This window comes from Terrabacter carboxydivorans (assembly GCF_039532035.1).
Taxonomy (GTDB): Bacteria; Actinomycetota; Actinomycetes; order Actinomycetales; family Dermatophilaceae; genus Terrabacter; species Terrabacter carboxydivorans.
Window position 1 is genome coordinate 127,604 of the sequence record NZ_BAAARE010000012.1, and the last position, 16,133, is coordinate 143,736.

At 71.5% G+C, this 16,133-nt stretch carries 12 protein-coding genes; all 12 read right to left on the bottom strand.

What is annotated here, in order from left to right; all coding sequences use genetic code 11:
- Positions 1-25: 25 nt before the first annotated feature.
- Complete coding sequence (secA, locus tag ABD297_RS14675) at positions 26-2,857, bottom strand: preprotein translocase subunit SecA (RefSeq protein ID WP_344255772.1); 2,832 nt, start codon at positions 2,855-2,857, stop codon at positions 26-28.
- Between the two features lie 191 nt (positions 2,858-3,048).
- Positions 3,049-4,254, bottom strand: a complete 1,206-nt coding sequence (locus tag ABD297_RS14680) for a winged helix-turn-helix domain-containing protein (protein ID WP_344255773.1) — start codon at positions 4,252-4,254, stop codon at positions 3,049-3,051.
- Positions 4,251-4,940 (bottom strand): response regulator, encoded by a 690-nt coding sequence (locus ABD297_RS14685; RefSeq protein WP_344255774.1) that lies wholly within the window; start codon positions 4,938-4,940, stop codon positions 4,251-4,253. The genes ABD297_RS14680 and ABD297_RS14685 overlap by 4 nt, the downstream gene beginning before the upstream one ends.
- Before the next feature lie 182 nt (positions 4,941-5,122).
- Positions 5,123-5,776 (bottom strand): ribosome hibernation-promoting factor, HPF/YfiA family, encoded by a 654-nt coding sequence (gene hpf, locus ABD297_RS14690; protein ID WP_344255775.1) that lies wholly within the window; start codon positions 5,774-5,776, stop codon positions 5,123-5,125.
- A 271-nt stretch (positions 5,777-6,047) separates the two neighbouring features.
- A complete protein-coding gene (locus ABD297_RS14695; RefSeq protein WP_344255776.1) occupies positions 6,048-6,899 on the bottom strand; it encodes a ComF family protein in 852 nt (283 codons plus the stop codon).
- Between the two features lie 254 nt (positions 6,900-7,153).
- On the bottom strand, positions 7,154-8,947 hold the full coding sequence (locus ABD297_RS14700) for an LpqB family beta-propeller domain-containing protein (RefSeq protein ID WP_344255777.1): 1,794 nt from the start codon (positions 8,945-8,947) through the stop codon (positions 7,154-7,156).
- Positions 8,944-10,677: an MtrAB system histidine kinase MtrB gene (gene mtrB / locus ABD297_RS14705; protein WP_344255778.1), complete on the bottom strand. Its 1,734-nt coding sequence runs from the start codon at positions 10,675-10,677 to the stop codon at positions 8,944-8,946. Before mtrB ends, ABD297_RS14700 begins: the two co-directional genes overlap by 4 nt.
- A 1-nt stretch (position 10,678) precedes the next feature.
- Complete coding sequence (gene mtrA / locus ABD297_RS14710; protein ID WP_344255779.1) at positions 10,679-11,356, bottom strand: MtrAB system response regulator MtrA; 678 nt, start codon at positions 11,354-11,356, stop codon at positions 10,679-10,681.
- 221 nt (positions 11,357-11,577) lie between these two features.
- Positions 11,578-12,123, bottom strand: coding sequence for a hypothetical protein (locus ABD297_RS14715; RefSeq protein WP_344255780.1), 546 nt, complete (start codon positions 12,121-12,123; stop codon positions 11,578-11,580).
- Positions 12,124-12,353: 230 nt separating this feature from the next.
- Positions 12,354-13,790, bottom strand: coding sequence for an adenosylhomocysteinase (gene ahcY, locus ABD297_RS14720; RefSeq protein ID WP_344255781.1), 1,437 nt, complete (start codon positions 13,788-13,790; stop codon positions 12,354-12,356).
- Positions 13,791-14,033: 243 nt separating this feature from the next.
- Positions 14,034-14,987 carry a hypothetical protein gene (locus ABD297_RS14725; RefSeq protein WP_344255782.1) on the bottom strand — a complete coding sequence of 318 codons (954 nt, stop codon included), beginning with the start codon at positions 14,985-14,987 and terminating at the stop codon, positions 14,034-14,036.
- A gap of 193 nt (positions 14,988-15,180) precedes the next feature.
- Complete coding sequence (locus ABD297_RS14730; protein WP_344255783.1) at positions 15,181-16,122, bottom strand: DUF808 domain-containing protein; 942 nt, start codon at positions 16,120-16,122, stop codon at positions 15,181-15,183.
- Positions 16,123-16,133 lie beyond the last annotated feature (11 nt).

Here is a 16,133-nt window from a genome sequence, read left to right on the forward strand (position 1 = left end):
GTGACGCACTCGGTGCGCTGGTCGCTCAGCGACGCTTGCGCTTGACCTTCTTGCCGCGGCGGTCGGCCTTGCGCTCGACCGTCTGCTGGCCGCCCGTCTCGACCGCGCGGCCGTCCTCGCCGGGTGCGGTGTAGCGCAGACCGCCGGAGCGCTGCCCGTCGGTCTCGAGGTCGACGCCGGAGACGCGGACCCCCGACCCGAACGGGCGACGCCCAGCGGCGACGGACTCGTCCTCGCCGTCCTGGGCCGAGGCGCCGGTGACGTCGTCGGCCACCGGGGCGTGCTCGGCCAGGCCACCCATGAGCTCCCCGACCGACATGGGCGCGGCGCCCACGGCTGCAGCGGCAGGCTCCGGGACCTGGACCTCGACGGAGAAGAGGTGGCTGACCGACTCCTCCTTGATCGCCTCCATCATCGCCTCGAAGAGCTGGAAGCCCTCGCGCTGGTACTCGATGAGCGGGTCGCGCTGGGCCATGGCGCGCAGGCCGATGCCCTCCTGGAGGTAGTCCATCTCGTAGAGGTGCTCGCGCCACTTGCGGTCGAGGACCGACAGGACGACGCGACGCTCGACCTCGCGCATCGTGTCCGAGCCGAGGATCTCCTCGCGCTGGTCGTAGGCGTGGTGGGCGTCGGACATGAGCTGCTCGCGCAGGAGCTCGGCCGTGATGGCCTGGCGTCCGCCGGCCATGTCCTCGACCTCCTCGATGGTGAGGGAGACGGGGAAGACCTGGCGCATCGCGTCCCAGAGCTTCTCGAGGTCCCAGTCGGCCGCGAAGCCGTCGGCCGTCGCTGCGTCGACGTAGGAGGTCACGACGTCGTTGACGAAGAGGCGCAGCTGCTCGTGGAGGTCCTCCCCCTCGAGCACGGCGCGGCGCTCGTCGTAGATGACCTGGCGCTGGCGGTTCATGACGTCGTCGTACTTGAGGACGTTCTTGCGGATCTCGTAGTTCTGGGCCTCGACCGAGCCCTGGGCCTTCTGGATCGAGTTCGTGACCATCTTGGACTCGATCGGCACGTTGTCCTCCATGCCGGCGGTCTGCATGAAGCGGTCGACGAGACCGGCGTTGAACAGGCGCATGAGGTCGTCGTTGAGCGAGAGGTAGAAGCGGGACTCGCCCGGGTCACCCTGACGGCCCGACCGGCCACGAAGCTGGTTGTCGATGCGGCGCGACTCGTGGCGCTCGGTGCCGAGGACGTAGAGGCCGCCGAGCTCGGTGACCTCCTCGTGCTCGGCAGCGACGTCGCGCTCGGCCTTGGCGAGAGCCTCGTCCCAGGCGGCTTCGTACTCCTCCGGCGTCTCGTGGGGATCGAGACCGCGGCGCTTCAGCTCGGCGACCGCGCGGAACTCGGAGTTGCCGCCGAGCATGATGTCGGTGCCTCGTCCGGCCATGTTCGTCGCGACGGTGACGGCGCCCTTGCGGCCGGCGTCGGCGACGATGGCGGCCTCACGCTCGTGCTGCTTGGCGTTGAGGACCTCGTGCTTGATCCCGCGCTTCTTCAGCTGCTGGGAGAGGTACTCGCTCTTCTCGACCGAGACGGTGCCGACGAGGACGGGCTGTCCGACGGCGTGCTTCTCGGCGATGTCGTCGACGACGGCGTCGTACTTGGCCACCTCGGTGCGGTAGACGAGGTCGGCCTGGTCCTTGCGGATCATGGGGCGGTTCGTCGGGATCGGGATCACGCCGAGCTTGTAGATCGAGTTGAGCTCGGCGGCCTCGGTCTGGGCCGTGCCCGTCATGCCGGAGAGCTTGTCGTACATGCGGAAGTAGTTCTGCAGGGTGATCGTGGCGAGCGTCTGGTTCTCGTTCTTGATCTCGACGCCCTCCTTCGCCTCGATGGCCTGGTGCATGCCCTCGTTGTAGCGGCGACCGGGCAGCATGCGGCCGGTGTGCTCGTCGACGATGAGGATCTCGCCGTCCATGACGACGTAGTCCTTGTCCTTCTTGAACAGCTCCTTGGCCTTGATGGAGTTGTTGAGGTAGCCGATGAGCGGCGTGTTGACCGTGTCGTAGAGGTTGTCGATGCCCAGGAGGTCCTCGACGCGCGCGATGCCCGACTCGAGGACGCCGACGGTGCGCTTCTTCTCGTCGACCTCGTAGTCGCCGCGACCGTCCTCACCGCGGTTGAGGCGTGCGGCGATGCGGGCGAACTCGACGTACCACTTGGTCGCGAGGTCGGCCGGGCCGGAGATGATGAGCGGGGTGCGGGCCTCGTCGATGAGGATCGAGTCGACCTCGTCGACGATGCAGAAGTTGTGGCCGCGCTGGACGAGCTCGGACGGGTCCCACGCCATGTTGTCGCGCAGGTAGTCGAAGCCGAACTCGTTGTTGGTGCCGTAGGTGATGTCCTTGGCGTACTCGACGCGGCGCTGCTCGGGCGTCATCGCGCTGAGGATGCAGCCGGTCTCCATGCCGAGGGCGCGGTGGACCCGGCCCATCAGCTCGGACTGGTACTCGGCGAGGAAGTCGTTGACCGTGATGACGTGGACGCCCTTGCCGGACAGCGCGTTGAGGTAGCTGGGCAGGGTCGCGACGAGGGTCTTGCCCTCACCGGTCTTCATCTCGGCGACGTTGCCCATGTGCAGGGCGGCGCCACCCATCAGCTGCACGTCGAAGTGGCGCTTGCCGAGGGTGCGCTTGCTCGCCTCGCGGACGGCGGCGAACGCCTCGGGCAGCAGCATGTCGAGCGTCTCGCCGTTGTCGAGGCGCTCGCGGAAGCCCTTGGTCTCGTCGCGCAGCTCCTCGTCGGAGAGCTTCTCGAAGTCGGCCTCGAGGGCGTTGACCTGCTTGGCGATGCCCTGGAGCTTCTTCAGGGTCCGGCCTTCGCCGGCGCGAAGCAGCTTCTCGATGACGGCCATCTGGTGATCTCACTCCCGACTGAACGTGTGGACGCGCCCGGTGGGCGGGCTCCATCGCCCGTGATGGGTCACGGGACCCGCCTAGGCTAGCCGCCTTCCGGACACAACGACCAACGCACCGCGGCCCGGCCCGGTTCCGGCCCGGTTCCGGCTCCGTCACCGACGACGTATGCCGGGTGCACCCTCCGCGCTCAGAGCCCCGCGGGCAGGTCGACCCGGCCCAGACCGAGCCAGCTCGCCATCGACTCGAGGTTGGCGAGCAGGGCGGCCCGGGCCTCGGGCGGGGCACCCGGCTCCCAGGTGACGCGGTGGCACCGCAGCACCCCCGCGGCTCGGTCCGCCTTGAGGTCGCAGCGCGCCACGAGGCCGTCGCCGTGGAGGAAGGGCAGCACGTAGTAGCCGTGCACCCGCTTCTCGACGGGCGTGTAGATCTCGAGCCGGTAGTGGAAGTCCCACAGGGCGTGGATCCGCTCGCGCTGCCACACGAGCGAGTCGAAGGGACTGAGGAGGGCCTCGGCGTGGACCCGCCGTGGCAGCCGGGCCTCCGCGTGCAGCCAGGCCGGCTTCCAGCCCGGCACGGTGACCGGGATGAGCTCGCCCTCGGCGACGAGCCGCGCGATCGCGGGTCGGGCGTCCTCGCGCCGGATGCGGAAGTAGTCGGCCAGGCACAGCTCGGTGCCGACGCCGTGGGCCCGGGCGGCGATGCGGACGAGCTCGAGGTAGCGCTCCGGGTCGGCCTCGGGGCCGGGGCGCTCGGTCCACGCGGCACGCAGGGACGGCGGAGCGGTGACGGCGAGCGCGGCATACCGACGCTCGAACTGCGTCGTGCGCCCGACCGAGCTGATCTGCCCGGCCCAGAAGAGGTACTCGAGCGCCTGCTTGACCTCGGACCAGTTCCAGCCCCAGTGGTCGGTGCGACGGGGCTGGTCGTGGGCGAGGGCCACCTCGGCCTCCCGGGCAGTCATCGGGCCGCGGGCCTCGACCTCGGCCCGGACCAGGTCGACGTAGTCGGGACGCTCCTGCAGGATGCGGCGCATCCCGCCCCAGGCCTTCTCGGCCGCGGCCCGCATGCGGAAGTCGAGCAGGGGCCACGTCTGCGGCGGCACGAGGCTCGCCTCGTGCGCCCAGTACTCGACGAGCCGGCGCGGGGCGCGGTCACGCGCCCGGTCGAGCAGGGTCGTGTCGTAGGGGCCGAGCCGGGAGAAGAACGGGAGGTACTGGCTGCGCGCGAGCACGTTGACGCTGTCGATCTGGACGACGCCGACCCGGTCGACGACGCGCTGGACGTGGCGCATCGTCGCCGCGAACGGTTCGGGTCGCGGATCGAGGAAGCCCTGCGCGGCGAGGGCCACCCGACGCGCCTGGCCGCGCGTCAGGCTGCGGGTGGCCGCGCTCATTCGCCGGGGTCGATGAGGCGCTGTCGCACGGCGTACATCGCCGCCTCCATGCGCGAGTGCATCTGGAGCTTGTCGAGGATGTTGCGGATGTGGTTGCGCACGGTGTTCTCGGAGATGAACAGCTCGTTCGCGATCTCGCGGTTGAGGCGGCCCCGGGCGACGAGCCTGAGGATCTCGAGCTCGCGCTCGGTCAGGCGCGGCAGCTCGAGCCCCGAGATCGGTGCGGGCACCGGCTCGCGCTGGCTGATCTGCTTGAACTCCTCGAGCAGCTTGGAGGCCATGAGCGGCGAGAGCAGCGACTGCCCGTGGAACACGGCACGGATGCCTGCCGCGACCTCCTCGGGCGGCACGTCCTTGAGCAGGTAGCCGTTGGCGCCGGCGCGGACCGCCTCGAAGAGGTTGGCCTCCTCGTCGGAGCTCGTCAGCATGATGATGCGGGCCGACGGCACCCGCTGCTTGATGACGCGGCAGGCGTCGATGCCGCCCCGCTTGGGCATGCCCACGTCCATCACGATGACGTCGGGGAGGATCTCCTCCGCCTGGTCGACCGCCTCGACCCCGTCGGCGGCCTCGCCGACGATCTCGATGCCGTCCTCGACGGCGAGGACCATCTGCAGGCCCCGACGGTAGAGCGCGTGGTCGTCGACGATGAGGACGCGGATGACATCCGGGGACGGCGGGTTCACGCCCCCATCTTGGCGCACACCCCGGAAACCGCAGCCCAAGGGCGCTCCGGCCGCGCGGCGCACCCGCGACGGCGCGGTCGAGCCGGGCCGCGGACGCCTGCCGGAGCCGGGCGTGGACGCCCGTCGGGGCGCCCCCTCGTGGAGGGAGCGCCCCGACGGCGTCACCGCTCGGGGAGCAGGGGTCAACCCGTGGCGGCGACGCCGGCGTCCGCGTCGGTCTCGAGGTGCAGCACCCCGTAGCTCCAGCCGCGACGCCGGTAGACCACGCTCGGGCGGTCGGTGTCCGCGTCGTGGAAGAGGAAGAAGTCGTGACCGACGAGCTCCATCTCGTTGACGGCGTCCTCGAGCGACATGGGCGCTGCCGTGTGGATCTTCTCCCGGACCTCGATGGGCGAGTTGCCGAGCGCGCCGAAGCGCTCGAGGTCATCGACCCGGCCCTCGCCGGTGTCGGTCGGCTCGCCGCCCTGCGGGGCCGAGCCGTTGCTCGCGGAGTCGATGCGGGCGGTCGCCTGCGCCACCGACTCGGGGAGTCGTCGTCCGCGGCTGACGCGCCGCTTGTCGTGCACCCGCCTCAGGCGATCCATGAGCTTGTCCACGGCCGCGTCGAGGGCGGCGTACTTGTCATCGAGACACGCCTCCGCCCGGATGACGGGGCCCTTAGCGTGGCAGGTGATCTCGACCTTCTCGGACCCGCGGGCAACGCGCTCGTGGGTGACGACGACGTCGATGCGATGCACCTTGGGTGCGAGCGCCGACACCTTGGCCAGTCGCTCGTCGAGCTGCTCACGGAATCGGTCGGGGATCTGGACGTGGCGTCCAGTGACGACGATCTCCACGGTTCCTCCTTGATCGCGCACGTCTTCTTCGTGCGGTGCAGTGAGAGTGGTTCCGGGCCTCTGGTCACCTTGGACGGGCCCGCCGGTCAACGGGGCACCACCCCTTCCTGGGGATCTCGTCCCGGGGGCGCACGACCTGGAGGCCGTTCCCCGTGGGACGGGGTCATGACTCGACCCTACTTGGGCCGCGCTCCCACTGGAAGGCATGCAGGCCATGACACTCCGCGCACTCGGGAGGGGGCCGCCGTCCCTGTTGGGACGGGGTGCGAGCTCACCCACGGGTGCGTTGCGTCGCGGCCATGGACGCACCCACGACGGCGCCCGAACCCGCCGCTCGAAGGGCCCGCGCGGCCTCGGCGAAGGTGGCTCCCGTCGTCACGACGTCGTCGACGAGCAGGATACGGCGGTCGTGGATCACGCTGTGCCACAACGGGTTCACCGACAGTGCCTGCGCGAGGTTGCCGCGCCGCTCGACGGTGCCGAGGCCCGACTGGTCCCGCACCCGACGGACGTGGCGCAGGGCGGGAGCCACCCGGAGGGTCGGTCCCGGACGCCCGGCGAGCTGGGCGACCGCTGCGCCGCAGAGCATTGTCAACGGGGTGTCGCCCCGCTCGCGCGCGGCGCGTCGTGACGACGGCGCCGGGACGACGACCACGACCCCGTCGGACCAGCCCACCCCCGCGAGCGCACCGTCGACCGAGGCCGCGAGCAGGGGCACCAGGACGGCCTCCAGGTCGCGCCGGCCGACGTCCTTCCACGCCGACACGGCTGCCCGGAGCGGGTCGGCGTAGATGCCCCAGGCATGCACGGGCGGCATGCCGTCCGGCGACGGGTGGGGCGCCACCCACGGGCCGCCACCCCTCTCTGCTGCCGGCCCCGGCGCCGGTCCCGCCCCGCCCCGCGCGCCGCGGAAGGTGCCGGGCGCCGCGAGGGCCGGAGACGGCATACCCGGCGCCGGCGCGCCCGCTCCCAGCGCCTCGGGCACCTGGAAGGCCAGCCCCGCCAGGGCACGGGCGCAACGCGTGCACCAGTCGGTCCCGGGACGCAGGCAGCCGCCACACTCCCTCGGGAGCACGAGGTCGAGCAGGTCGCTCTGCCTCAGTCGGGCCACCACGCGGGCCATCCCTCCCCCGTCACCGGATGGCCCCCTCGGTCGTCCACCGAGTCGTCCACCGAGTCGTCCACCGGGACGCCCATCCGGTCGAGTCGGTCGCACCCCGCCGCCTCCCTCCCGTCGACACCAACGGCCACACCGACAGCGAAGCGCAGGACGCCCCACCGCGCGGCGGTGTCGTCGGCAGCTGGGGACGGACGCCCGCCTCACCGAGGGGGTGTGGACGCAGCCTGGGCCGTGCGGACCGGGTCGACGGTCGCGGGTCAGCTCCCCGGCACGAGCACGTCGCTGCCACGCTCGATGAGGGGCCAGTTGGTGCCGGCGCGGGCCAGCACCCGCTTGTCGCTCGTGACGATGAGGATGCCGCGTGGACCGCCGACCGTCGTGATCCTCACCGCGCCGGGCACGGCGTTGAGCCGGCCGATCCCCGGGCGGGTCCCGTCGACGCCGGCCCCGATCGAGGCGAGCCACGGCCGCATCGCGTCGTCGGCCCCGACCTGCCCGAGCACGGCGTACGTCGCGGGGTCGAGCCAGGTGACGTCCTGGATGCGGGTCAGGGACTGCGCCTGCTGGAGCGGCTCGGCCAGCGACTGCGGCTCGCCGTTCGTGGCGCGGACGATGCCGGTGAGCCCGAGCTGCACGTCGCCACCGGAGCGGTCGGTGGTGATGACGAGCATCCGGGCGGCATCCGGCGACGCCGCCAGGGCCGTGATGCGGCGCTTGCCGAGCCACGGCGTGCTGACGGCCTTGGCGGTGGTCTTCGGGTCGCTCGAGACCGCGTCGACGACGAACACCCGGTCATCGCCCTTGCTGTCCCTGCCGGCGGTCCACAGGTAGCCGTTGGCGTCGTAGACGGGCTGCGTCAGCGACGTCGCGAACGGCGGGAGCGACCGGGTCTGCTCGGTGGCCCGCCAGATGGACAGCTCCGTCCGGTCGCGGGAGACGGCGGCCACCTGCTTCCCGTCGACGGAGAGCGCGAGGTCGACCCAGGTGTCGGGCACCCGGGCGATGTCGCCGTCCTTGGGCTTGAGGTCGGGGCGCTTGGACGCCTGGGTGTCGGGGACGTAGCGCGGGTCGAACCGACGGATCGTGTCGCCGCTGCGCAGCAGCGCGGTGTCGAAGATGCTCTGGGGGACGGTGTCGTAGCCGAGGTCCGCCGCCGACGACACCGACGTCACCCCACCCGGCAGCTCGAGCTGGGTGTTGTCGACGGCGAGGGACACCGAGGCCACCGACGAGACCTGGCTGAGGGTCTTGGTCAGCTGCGCCCACATCGCGGCCCGGTTGGCCGGGTCGGCCGACAGGGCCTGGCTGCTGAGGTTGACCTGCGCCTTGCCGGCGGTGACCGGGACGGCGTTGACCGCCAGCCGTGTGCCGGTCGGCACGCCGGTGGAGACCGCACCCGAGAGGTAGGGCGGCACGGCGCTGAGCTGCGCGCGGGCCAGGGTCGTCGCGAGACGGGTCCCGATGGGGAACCAGCGCGCGTCGGGGACGAGGTCGCGACCGTTGCGGCTGACGTAGTGGATGAACCGCTTGACGTAGACGCGGTTGAACTGGTCGTTGTCGAGCCACAGCCCGAAGCCGGTGGCGGGCAGCTCGATGCGCCACTCACCGCCGACCTTCGTGACGCCGAAGGTCACCTTCTCCCGGGTGCCGGGAGGCTCCTCGATGTAGCGGCCGTCGGGGGTCAGGCGCGCCATGGCGGTGGCCGTGACGTCGACGGTGTCGTCCCCGACCTGCTTGACCGTGAGGTCCCCGTCGTAGACGACGACGTCCTCGCTCGACCACCTCCACAGGTCGACCGACTGGGGCGCGAGGAAGGAGCGGCCGGTGGCGTGGGTCTCGTCGGTGTCCTCGCCCGCGCGCAGGAAGCCGCGCACGATGGCCTCCTGGCTCGCGCCGTCGACCGGCCCGACGGCCACGACCCGGACGGGTTCGTTGAGCACCTCGCCGAGCGGACGGCCCTCGACGACGGGGCCGGTGCTCGGCAGGCCGCCGCACGCCGCCAACAGGGTCGACGCGACGAGGAGCGCACCCGCGAGCAGGCGTGCTCTCACGGGGTGCGCTCCACGACGATGCGGCGCAGGCGGAGCGTGTCGTCGTCGGCGGGGCGGCCGAGGCCGGAGGGCGGGTCCACGTCGTCGCCACCCGCCCGGAGCCGGGCGGCCTCGCCCGCCAGCGGGCTGAGCGGCAGTGGTGAGCTGGTGATCGTCGCGTCGGCCCGGCGCGGCAGGGTCAGGCGGAAGCAGGAACCCTCCCCCCGGGCACCCCAGGCCTCGAGGCGACCGGCGTGCAGCCGGGCGTCCTCGAGCGCGATGGCCAGGCCGAGCCCCGTGCCTCCGGTCGTGCGCGCACGCGCCGGGTCGGCCCGCCAGAACCGCGTGAACACCAGGGCCGCCTCGCCGGGACGCAGGCCGACCCCGTGGTCGCGCACCGTGACGGCGACAGCACTGTCGTTGGCCCCGATCGTCACCTCGACCGGCTTGCCCTCGCCGTGCTCGACGGCGTTGGCCACGAGGTTGCGCAGGATGCGCTCGATCCGGCGCGAGTCCATGTCGGCGACCACCGGGCTCGTCGGGGCGTTGACGACGAGCTGCGTGCCCTTCCGCGCGGCGAGGGTGCGGTGGGCGTCGACGGCGCGCTCGACGCAGGCGCGCAGGTCGCTGGCCTCGACCTCGAGCACCGCTGCCCCGGCGTCGAAGCGGGAGATCTCGAGCAGGTCGCTCAGAAGCGACTCGAACCGGTCGAGCTCGCCGCGGAGCAGCTCGGCCGAGCGCGCGACCGTCGGCTCGAAGTCTCCGCGCGAGTCGTGGATGAGGTCACCGGCCATGCGGATCGTGGTCAGCGGGGTGCGCAGCTCGTGGGAGACGTCGGAGACGAACCGCTGCTGCACGCGGGAGAGGTTCTCCAGCTGGGCGATCTGCTGCTGGATCGAGGCGGCCATGCCGTTGAAGGAGTTGCCGAGCCGGGCCAGGTCGTCCTCGCCCTTGGCGCGCATGCGCTCGTTGAGGTTGCCCTCGGCGAAGCGCTCGGCGACGGCCGCGGCGCGGCGCACGGGGTCGGCCACGAGCCGGGTCACGACGAACGCGATGGCGCCGATCAGCAGGATGAGCGCCGCGCCACCGAAGAGGAACGTCTGCCCGATGAAGCTGATGATCTCGCGCTCGCGGTCCATCGGGTAGATGAAGTAGAGGCCGTAGTTGCCCGCGACGGGCAGCTCGACCTTCTGGCCGACGATGACGGCCGAGATGCTGTCGCCGCCCTCGTCGATCGTCGCGACCTGCAGGTGCTGGCGGTCGGGCTGGGCCGCCACCTGCTGGCGCAGCTCGTCGGGGATGAACCGCACCCCGACACTGCCGCTCTCGATCGGGCCGACGATGAAGGGCGAGTTGTTGTTGTCGAACCGCGTCAGCACGACGTAGCGCGTCTCGTTGCCGGCGTCGCGGCGGTAGGTGTTGATCAGCGTCGTCGCGAACTGCGTCAGCTTGGCCTGCGTGTCGGTCTGGTCGGTGGAATCGAACTGCCCCTGCGCGTCGGTCGCGTCACGCAGGCTGTCCTCGGAGGCGATGCGCTGGCGGCTGTCGACGAGGCCCTGGGCGATGGAGCCGTAGAGGTAGGTGCCCACGGCCGTCAGCACGAGGATGCCGAGCAGCATCGTGACGATGACGACCCGGAAGCCGAGCGAGGCACGCCACAGGTGCAGGACCCGCTGCCACGCGGCGCGCAGCGGAGCTCCGGCCCGCGAGGCCAGGCCCGCGGGTCCGCTCCGGGCCGCGCGCTCGGTCATGTCAGGACGGACCCGCCTTGTAGCCCACTCCGCGCACGGTCACGACGATCTCGGGACGCTCCGGGTCGTGCTCGATCTTCGAGCGCAGCCGCTGCACGTGGACGTTGACGAGGCGGGTGTCACCGGCGTGGCGGTAGCCCCACACCTGCTCGAGCAGCACCTCGCGCGTGAAGACCTGCCACGGCTTGCGCGCCAGGGCGACGAGCAGGTCGAACTCGAGCGGCGTCAGCGACAGCGACTCCCCCGCCCTCTTGACCGAGTGGCCCGCGACGTCGATCTCGAGGTCGCCGATGGCGAGACGCTCCGGAGCCGGCTCGTCGCCCCGGCGCAGACGGGCACGGACCCGCGCGATGAGCTCCTGCGGCTTGAACGGCTTGACGACGTAGTCGTCGGCGCCGGACTCGAGGCCGACGACGACGTCGACGGTGTCGGTGCGGGCGGTCAGCATGACGATCGGCACCCCGCTCTCGGCGCGGATGCGTCGGCACACCTCCATCCCGTCGAGACCGGGCAGCATGACATCGAGCAGCACGAGGTCGGGCCGCGACTCACGGAAGGCAGCCACCGCCTCGGAGCCGTCGGCCACGTGCGTGACGTCGAGCCCCTCGTTGCGCAGCACGATCCCGAGCATCTCGGCGAGTGCGAGGTCGTCGTCGACGACCAGTACCCGACCCTTCACGACAGACTCCTTCCCGGGACCGCGGATCACGCGCCCCGTATGTCCTGACCAAATCATCACACACGCCTGACCACCCGCTGACGCTCATCGGCCCACGCCGACGGCGCCGGGGACGAACAGGCCGGAGTATGCCGGCCGGTGTCGTCCACGGGACCCCGCGACCCGGCACACGTGCTCGGGCCCGAAGGCCGCGCCGGCGGCGCGGCGTCAGCGGAGTGCGCTCAGCCCTGGGTGACGTACCACTTGCCGCCGATGCGGACCGCCTTGAAGCTGGCGACGACGTCGGCGGCCAGGGCCGGCTCGGTCGTGACGCTCTCGAAGGTGGCCTGGTCGCCCTTGACGGTGGCGCCGCTGATCTTGAGGCCCTGGAACGCCCCGCCGAGCTCCTTGATCTGGTCGAGCATCGGCGTGATCGTCTTGCCGCAGGCCGAGGCTGCGCCGGGGATGCTCGCGATGGTCTTGCCGCCCGTGGCCATGAGCCCGCAGACCGTGTTGCCGTCGCCGGCCACCATGGACTCGAGCCACGACGTCATGGCGGCCTCGGGAGTGGACTGGTCGACCGGTCCGACCGTGGCAGCGCCCGTGCCGCCGCCCGTGTCGTCGGTCGTCGCTGCCGACATCGAGTCGGTCGGCGTCGTCGCGCTCGACGTCGAGGCTGCCGGGGGGGCCGGGGTGCTCGACGTCGCCGTCGGGTCGACGGACTTGGAGCAGGCGGCGAGCGAGACGGACAACGCCAGTGCCAGTGCACCGGCCAGGAGCTTGTTCATGGAGGGTCCCTGCCAGACGGGTGGGCGGTGAGCCCTCCGATCCTCCCACGGCAGGCGTCGCCGCGACCGCTGGAGCAGGCCGCCGGAAGCCCTGCCCTCGGCACGACCCGGCCGCCGTCTGCGACCGGCATCGGCCACCCCGGACGGACGTATGCCGTCCCCCTCGTGAGGGGGACGGCATACGGACTCGTGCTCCAGGAGCGCCGGCGAGAGCCGACGACACGCTGGGATCAGTAGCGGTAGTGCTCCGGCTTGTACGGGCCGGCCACGTCGACGCCGAGGTACTCGGCCTGGCCCTTGGTCAGCTCGGTGAGCCGGACGCCGAGGGCGTCGAGGTGCAGGCGGGCGACCTTCTCGTCGAGGTGCTTCGGCAGGGTGTAGACCTGCTTGGCGTAGTCACCCGTCTTGGTGAAGAGCTCGATCTGGGCGATCGTCTGGTTGCTGAAGCTGTTGCTCATGACGAAGCTCGGGTGGCCGGTGGCGTTGCCGAGGTTCATCAGGCGACCCTCGGAGAGCACGATGATCGAGCTGCCGGACGTGAACGTCCACTCGTGGACCTGCGGCTTGATCTCGGTCTTCTGGATGCCGGGGACGCGGCCCAGGCCGGCCATGTCGATCTCGTTGTCGAAGTGACCGATGTTGGCGACGATGGCCTTGTTCTTCATCTTCGTCATGTGCTCGGCGGTGATGACGTCGTAGCAGCCGGTCGTCGTGATGAAGATGTCGGCGGTCTCGACGACGTCCTCGAGGCGGGCGACCTGGAAGCCTTCCATGGCGGCCTGCAGCGCGCAGATCGGGTCGATCTCGGTGACGATGACGCGGGCGCCCTGGCCGCGGAGCGACTCGGCGCAGCCCTTGCCCACGTCGCCGTAGCCGGCGACGACGGCGACCTTGCCGCCGATGAGGACGTCGGTGGCGCGGTTGAGGCCGTCGATGAGCGAGTGGCGGCAGCCGTAGGTGTTGTCGAACTTGCTCTTGGTCACCGCGTCGTTGACGTTGATGGCCGGGAAGAGCAGCTCGCCGGCCTCGGCCAGCTGGTAGAGACGGTGGACGCCGGTCGTGGTCTCCTCGGTGACGCCCTTGATGCCGGCGGCGACCGTGGTCCACTTCTGCGGGTCGGTTGCCAGGGTCTGGCGCACGAGCTCCTTGAAGACGCCGAACTCCTCGGAGTCCTCGTCGGTGGTGGGCGGCACCTGGCCGGCCTGCTCCCACTCACGGCCCTTGTGGACGAGCATCGTGGCGTCGCCGCCGTCGTCGAGGATCATGTTGGGGCCCTCGCCGCCGGGCCAGGTGAGGATCTGGTCGGTGCACCACCAGTACTCGGGGAGCGTCTCGCCCTTCCAGGCGAAGACGGGCACGCCCTGGAGGTCGTCGGCGGAGCCCTTCGGGCCCACGACGACGGCGGCGGCGGCCTCGTCCTGCGTCGAGTAGATGTTGCAGGAGGCCCAGCGGACCTCGGCGCCGAGCGCGGTGAGGGTCTCGATGAGCACGGCCGTCTGGACGGTCATGTGCAGCGAGCCGGCGATGCGGGCGCCCTTGAGCGGCTGGGCCGCGGCGTACTCCTCGCGGATCGCCATGAGGCCGGGCATCTCGTGCTCGGCCAGTCGGAGCTGGTGTCGGCCGGCCTCGGCGAGGCTCAGGTCGGCAACCTTGTAGTCGAAGGACATGAGTGATCGTTTCCTTTGATCGTCGGTGTGCAGACCCGGCGCGCCCCTCTGGGCTCTTGTGGCGGGTCATCACCCACGCCGGCAGTCGCCCAGTCTAGCGGCGGGGTCGGTCCGCCTCGAATCGCCTGTCGAGCCCTGCGCACGCAGATCCGCCGTCGCGGCGCCCGCACACCTTCGGGCCGGTCACCCGCCGCAGGCGGGGTGGCGCTGACTCCGAGGTGTGCAGGCGCGCGGTCGGACGGGTCAGGCCGCCCTCCGCGCGGCCCGACGGGCGGCGGACTCGATCCGGCGTCGGATGCCGCCCGGGTCGCCGAGCTGTGACCAGACGACGCGGACGACCTCGTGGTCCTCGTCGCGGATCGCGTCCTCGCGGATCTTCTCCGCGAAGAGCGGGTTGTCGGCGGGTGGACCGGTCATCCGGCCGTCTCCCGTGACACCGGCACTTTCCGCGGCAGGGCGGTACTTCACCGCGCCGTCGAACTCGAGGACGACGGGGCGCTCGTCGAGCAGCGCGTCGACCCGCTTGGCCCCCTGCCTCGTCCGGATCCACACCTGCGGCGTCGCACGGATCTCCAGCTCGCGCAGCACCGCAGCGAGCCGGGTCTCGCCCGGCGACTCGTGCCGGCCGTGCGCGTGGGCGAGGGCAGCTCGCACCGGCGCGACCCCGTTCCGTCCCGCGAAGACCCGGAGCGCCGCGACGATGCCTTCCTTCGTGATCAGCTCGGCGTGCAGCGCCGCGTCTGCGGCGATGAGTGCGTCCATCGGGCCGTTGAGGATGCCGGTCTGCACCACCGCGACGGCGATCGGCAGCGCGGGCCCCGTGCTCGTCTCGCGGACCCGGACCCCCGGGAGGGCTGGATGCACCCGGTAGCCCTGGCGCGACCTCGACCCGCGGTCGTGCACCCGGGTGAGGTGCACGTCGGAGAGGTCCGCGCGCCACACGGGGATCCCGGCCTGGAGCAGGCGCGTGTGGTGGCTGGCGGCGACCCGGCCCTCGAAGTGGCGCAACAACGCCCGCAGGCTGAGCAGGTGCCGGTCGACGGCGTCCTCAGGCGCACGGGTGGCGAACCAGCCTCGGACGAGACGGTGCAGGCGCCCCTCCCGGCAGAGCCGCTCGATGTCGTGCGACGCCAGGCCGACGTCGTGCAGGCGGGCGGCGTCGACGACGTGGTCGTCGCAGTGGGGCACGAGGTCCATGCCGTCAGGGTGCCCGCTCCGGGCCGGCCGGACGGTCGGCCCGGAGCCCGCTGTGGACGGTGGCAGGTGCCCCCGCACCGGGTGTGGACAGCGGTGTCGGCCCGTCGAACGACCCCGGCACACACCTCTGGAAGGGCAGCACACGGCATACGCGGTGTGGTCGGCCCCGAAGTGTGCAGCTGGGCCTGCCCCGTCAGTGCGAGGTCGTGGCCTCGTCGTGCTTCGTGCGCCGCGGGATGACGTGCAGGACGGCGACGACCACCGCTCCGACGACGAGGCCGATCAGGGCGGAGGCGAGGGTGTTGACCACCCAGGCCAGGAGGCCGCCGATGCCCGCGACCCCGGCGACGCCCTCCTCGAGGTGGTGCACGAGGTCGTAGAGCGCGTGCCAGCCGAGCTCGTCCACGCCGACGAGCAGGATGTGGCCGCCGACCCAGAGCATCGCCGCGATGCCGACGGTGGAGAGCACCGACAGCAGCTTCGGCATGCCCTTGACGAGGCCGCGGCCGACCCTCTGCGACGCCCCGGAGTCGCGTCCGGCGAGGTGGAGGCCGACGTCGTCCATCTTCACGATGAGGCCGACGACGCCGTAGACGAGCGCCGTGATGAGCAGGGCGACGATGACGAGGATGATGAGGCGCGAGAGGAACGGCTCGGTGTCGACCTCGTTGAGGGCGATGACCATGATCTCGGCCGACAGGATGAAGTCGGTGCGGACGGCGCCGGAGACGACGGCGTCCTCGTCGACAGCGCCGGCCTCGGCCTGCTCCTCGCGGTGCCCCGAGACGATCTCCCAGACCTTCTCGGCGCCCTCGTAGGCGAGGTAGGTGCCACCGACCATGAGGATCGGCGTCAGCGCCCACGGCACGAACTGGCTGAGCACCATGATGACCGGCAGGATGATGAGCAGCTTGTTGCGCAGCGAGCCGAGCGCGATCTTCTTGATGATCGGCAGCTCGCGCTCGGGTGCCAGTCCCTCGACGTAGCGCGGCGTCACCGCGGTGTCGTCGACGACGACCCCGGTGGCCTTGACGCTCGCCTTCGCCGCGGCCGCGCCGACGTCGTCGACCGACGCCGCCGCGAGCTTCACGAGCGCCGCGACGTCGTCGAGTAGGGCTACGAGTCCGCCTGCCATGGCGTCATCCT

What these genes read in the sequence shown, in the direction of transcription:
- ABD297_RS14730 (WP_344255783.1), bottom strand. Translation starts at nt 16,122, where the DNA reads ATGGCAGGCGGACTCGTAGCCCTACTCGACGACGTCGCGGCGCTCGTG.
- ABD297_RS14725 (WP_344255782.1), bottom strand. Translation starts at nt 14,987, where the DNA reads ATGGACCTCGTGCCCCACTGCGACGACCACGTCGTCGACGCCGCCCGC.
- ahcY (WP_344255781.1), bottom strand. Translation starts at nt 13,790, where the DNA reads ATGTCCTTCGACTACAAGGTTGCCGACCTGAGCCTCGCCGAGGCCGGC.
- ABD297_RS14715 (WP_344255780.1), bottom strand. Translation starts at nt 12,123, where the DNA reads ATGAACAAGCTCCTGGCCGGTGCACTGGCACTGGCGTTGTCCGTCTCG.
- ABD297_RS14680 (WP_344255773.1), bottom strand. Translation starts at nt 4,254, where the DNA reads ATGAGCGCGGCCACCCGCAGCCTGACGCGCGGCCAGGCGCGTCGGGTG.
- mtrB (WP_344255778.1), bottom strand. Translation starts at nt 10,677, where the DNA reads ATGACCGAGCGCGCGGCCCGGAGCGGACCCGCGGGCCTGGCCTCGCGG.
- secA (WP_344255772.1), bottom strand. Translation starts at nt 2,857, where the DNA reads ATGGCCGTCATCGAGAAGCTGCTTCGCGCCGGCGAAGGCCGGACCCTG.
- ABD297_RS14695 (WP_344255776.1), bottom strand. Translation starts at nt 6,899, where the DNA reads ATGGCCCGCGTGGTGGCCCGACTGAGGCAGAGCGACCTGCTCGACCTC.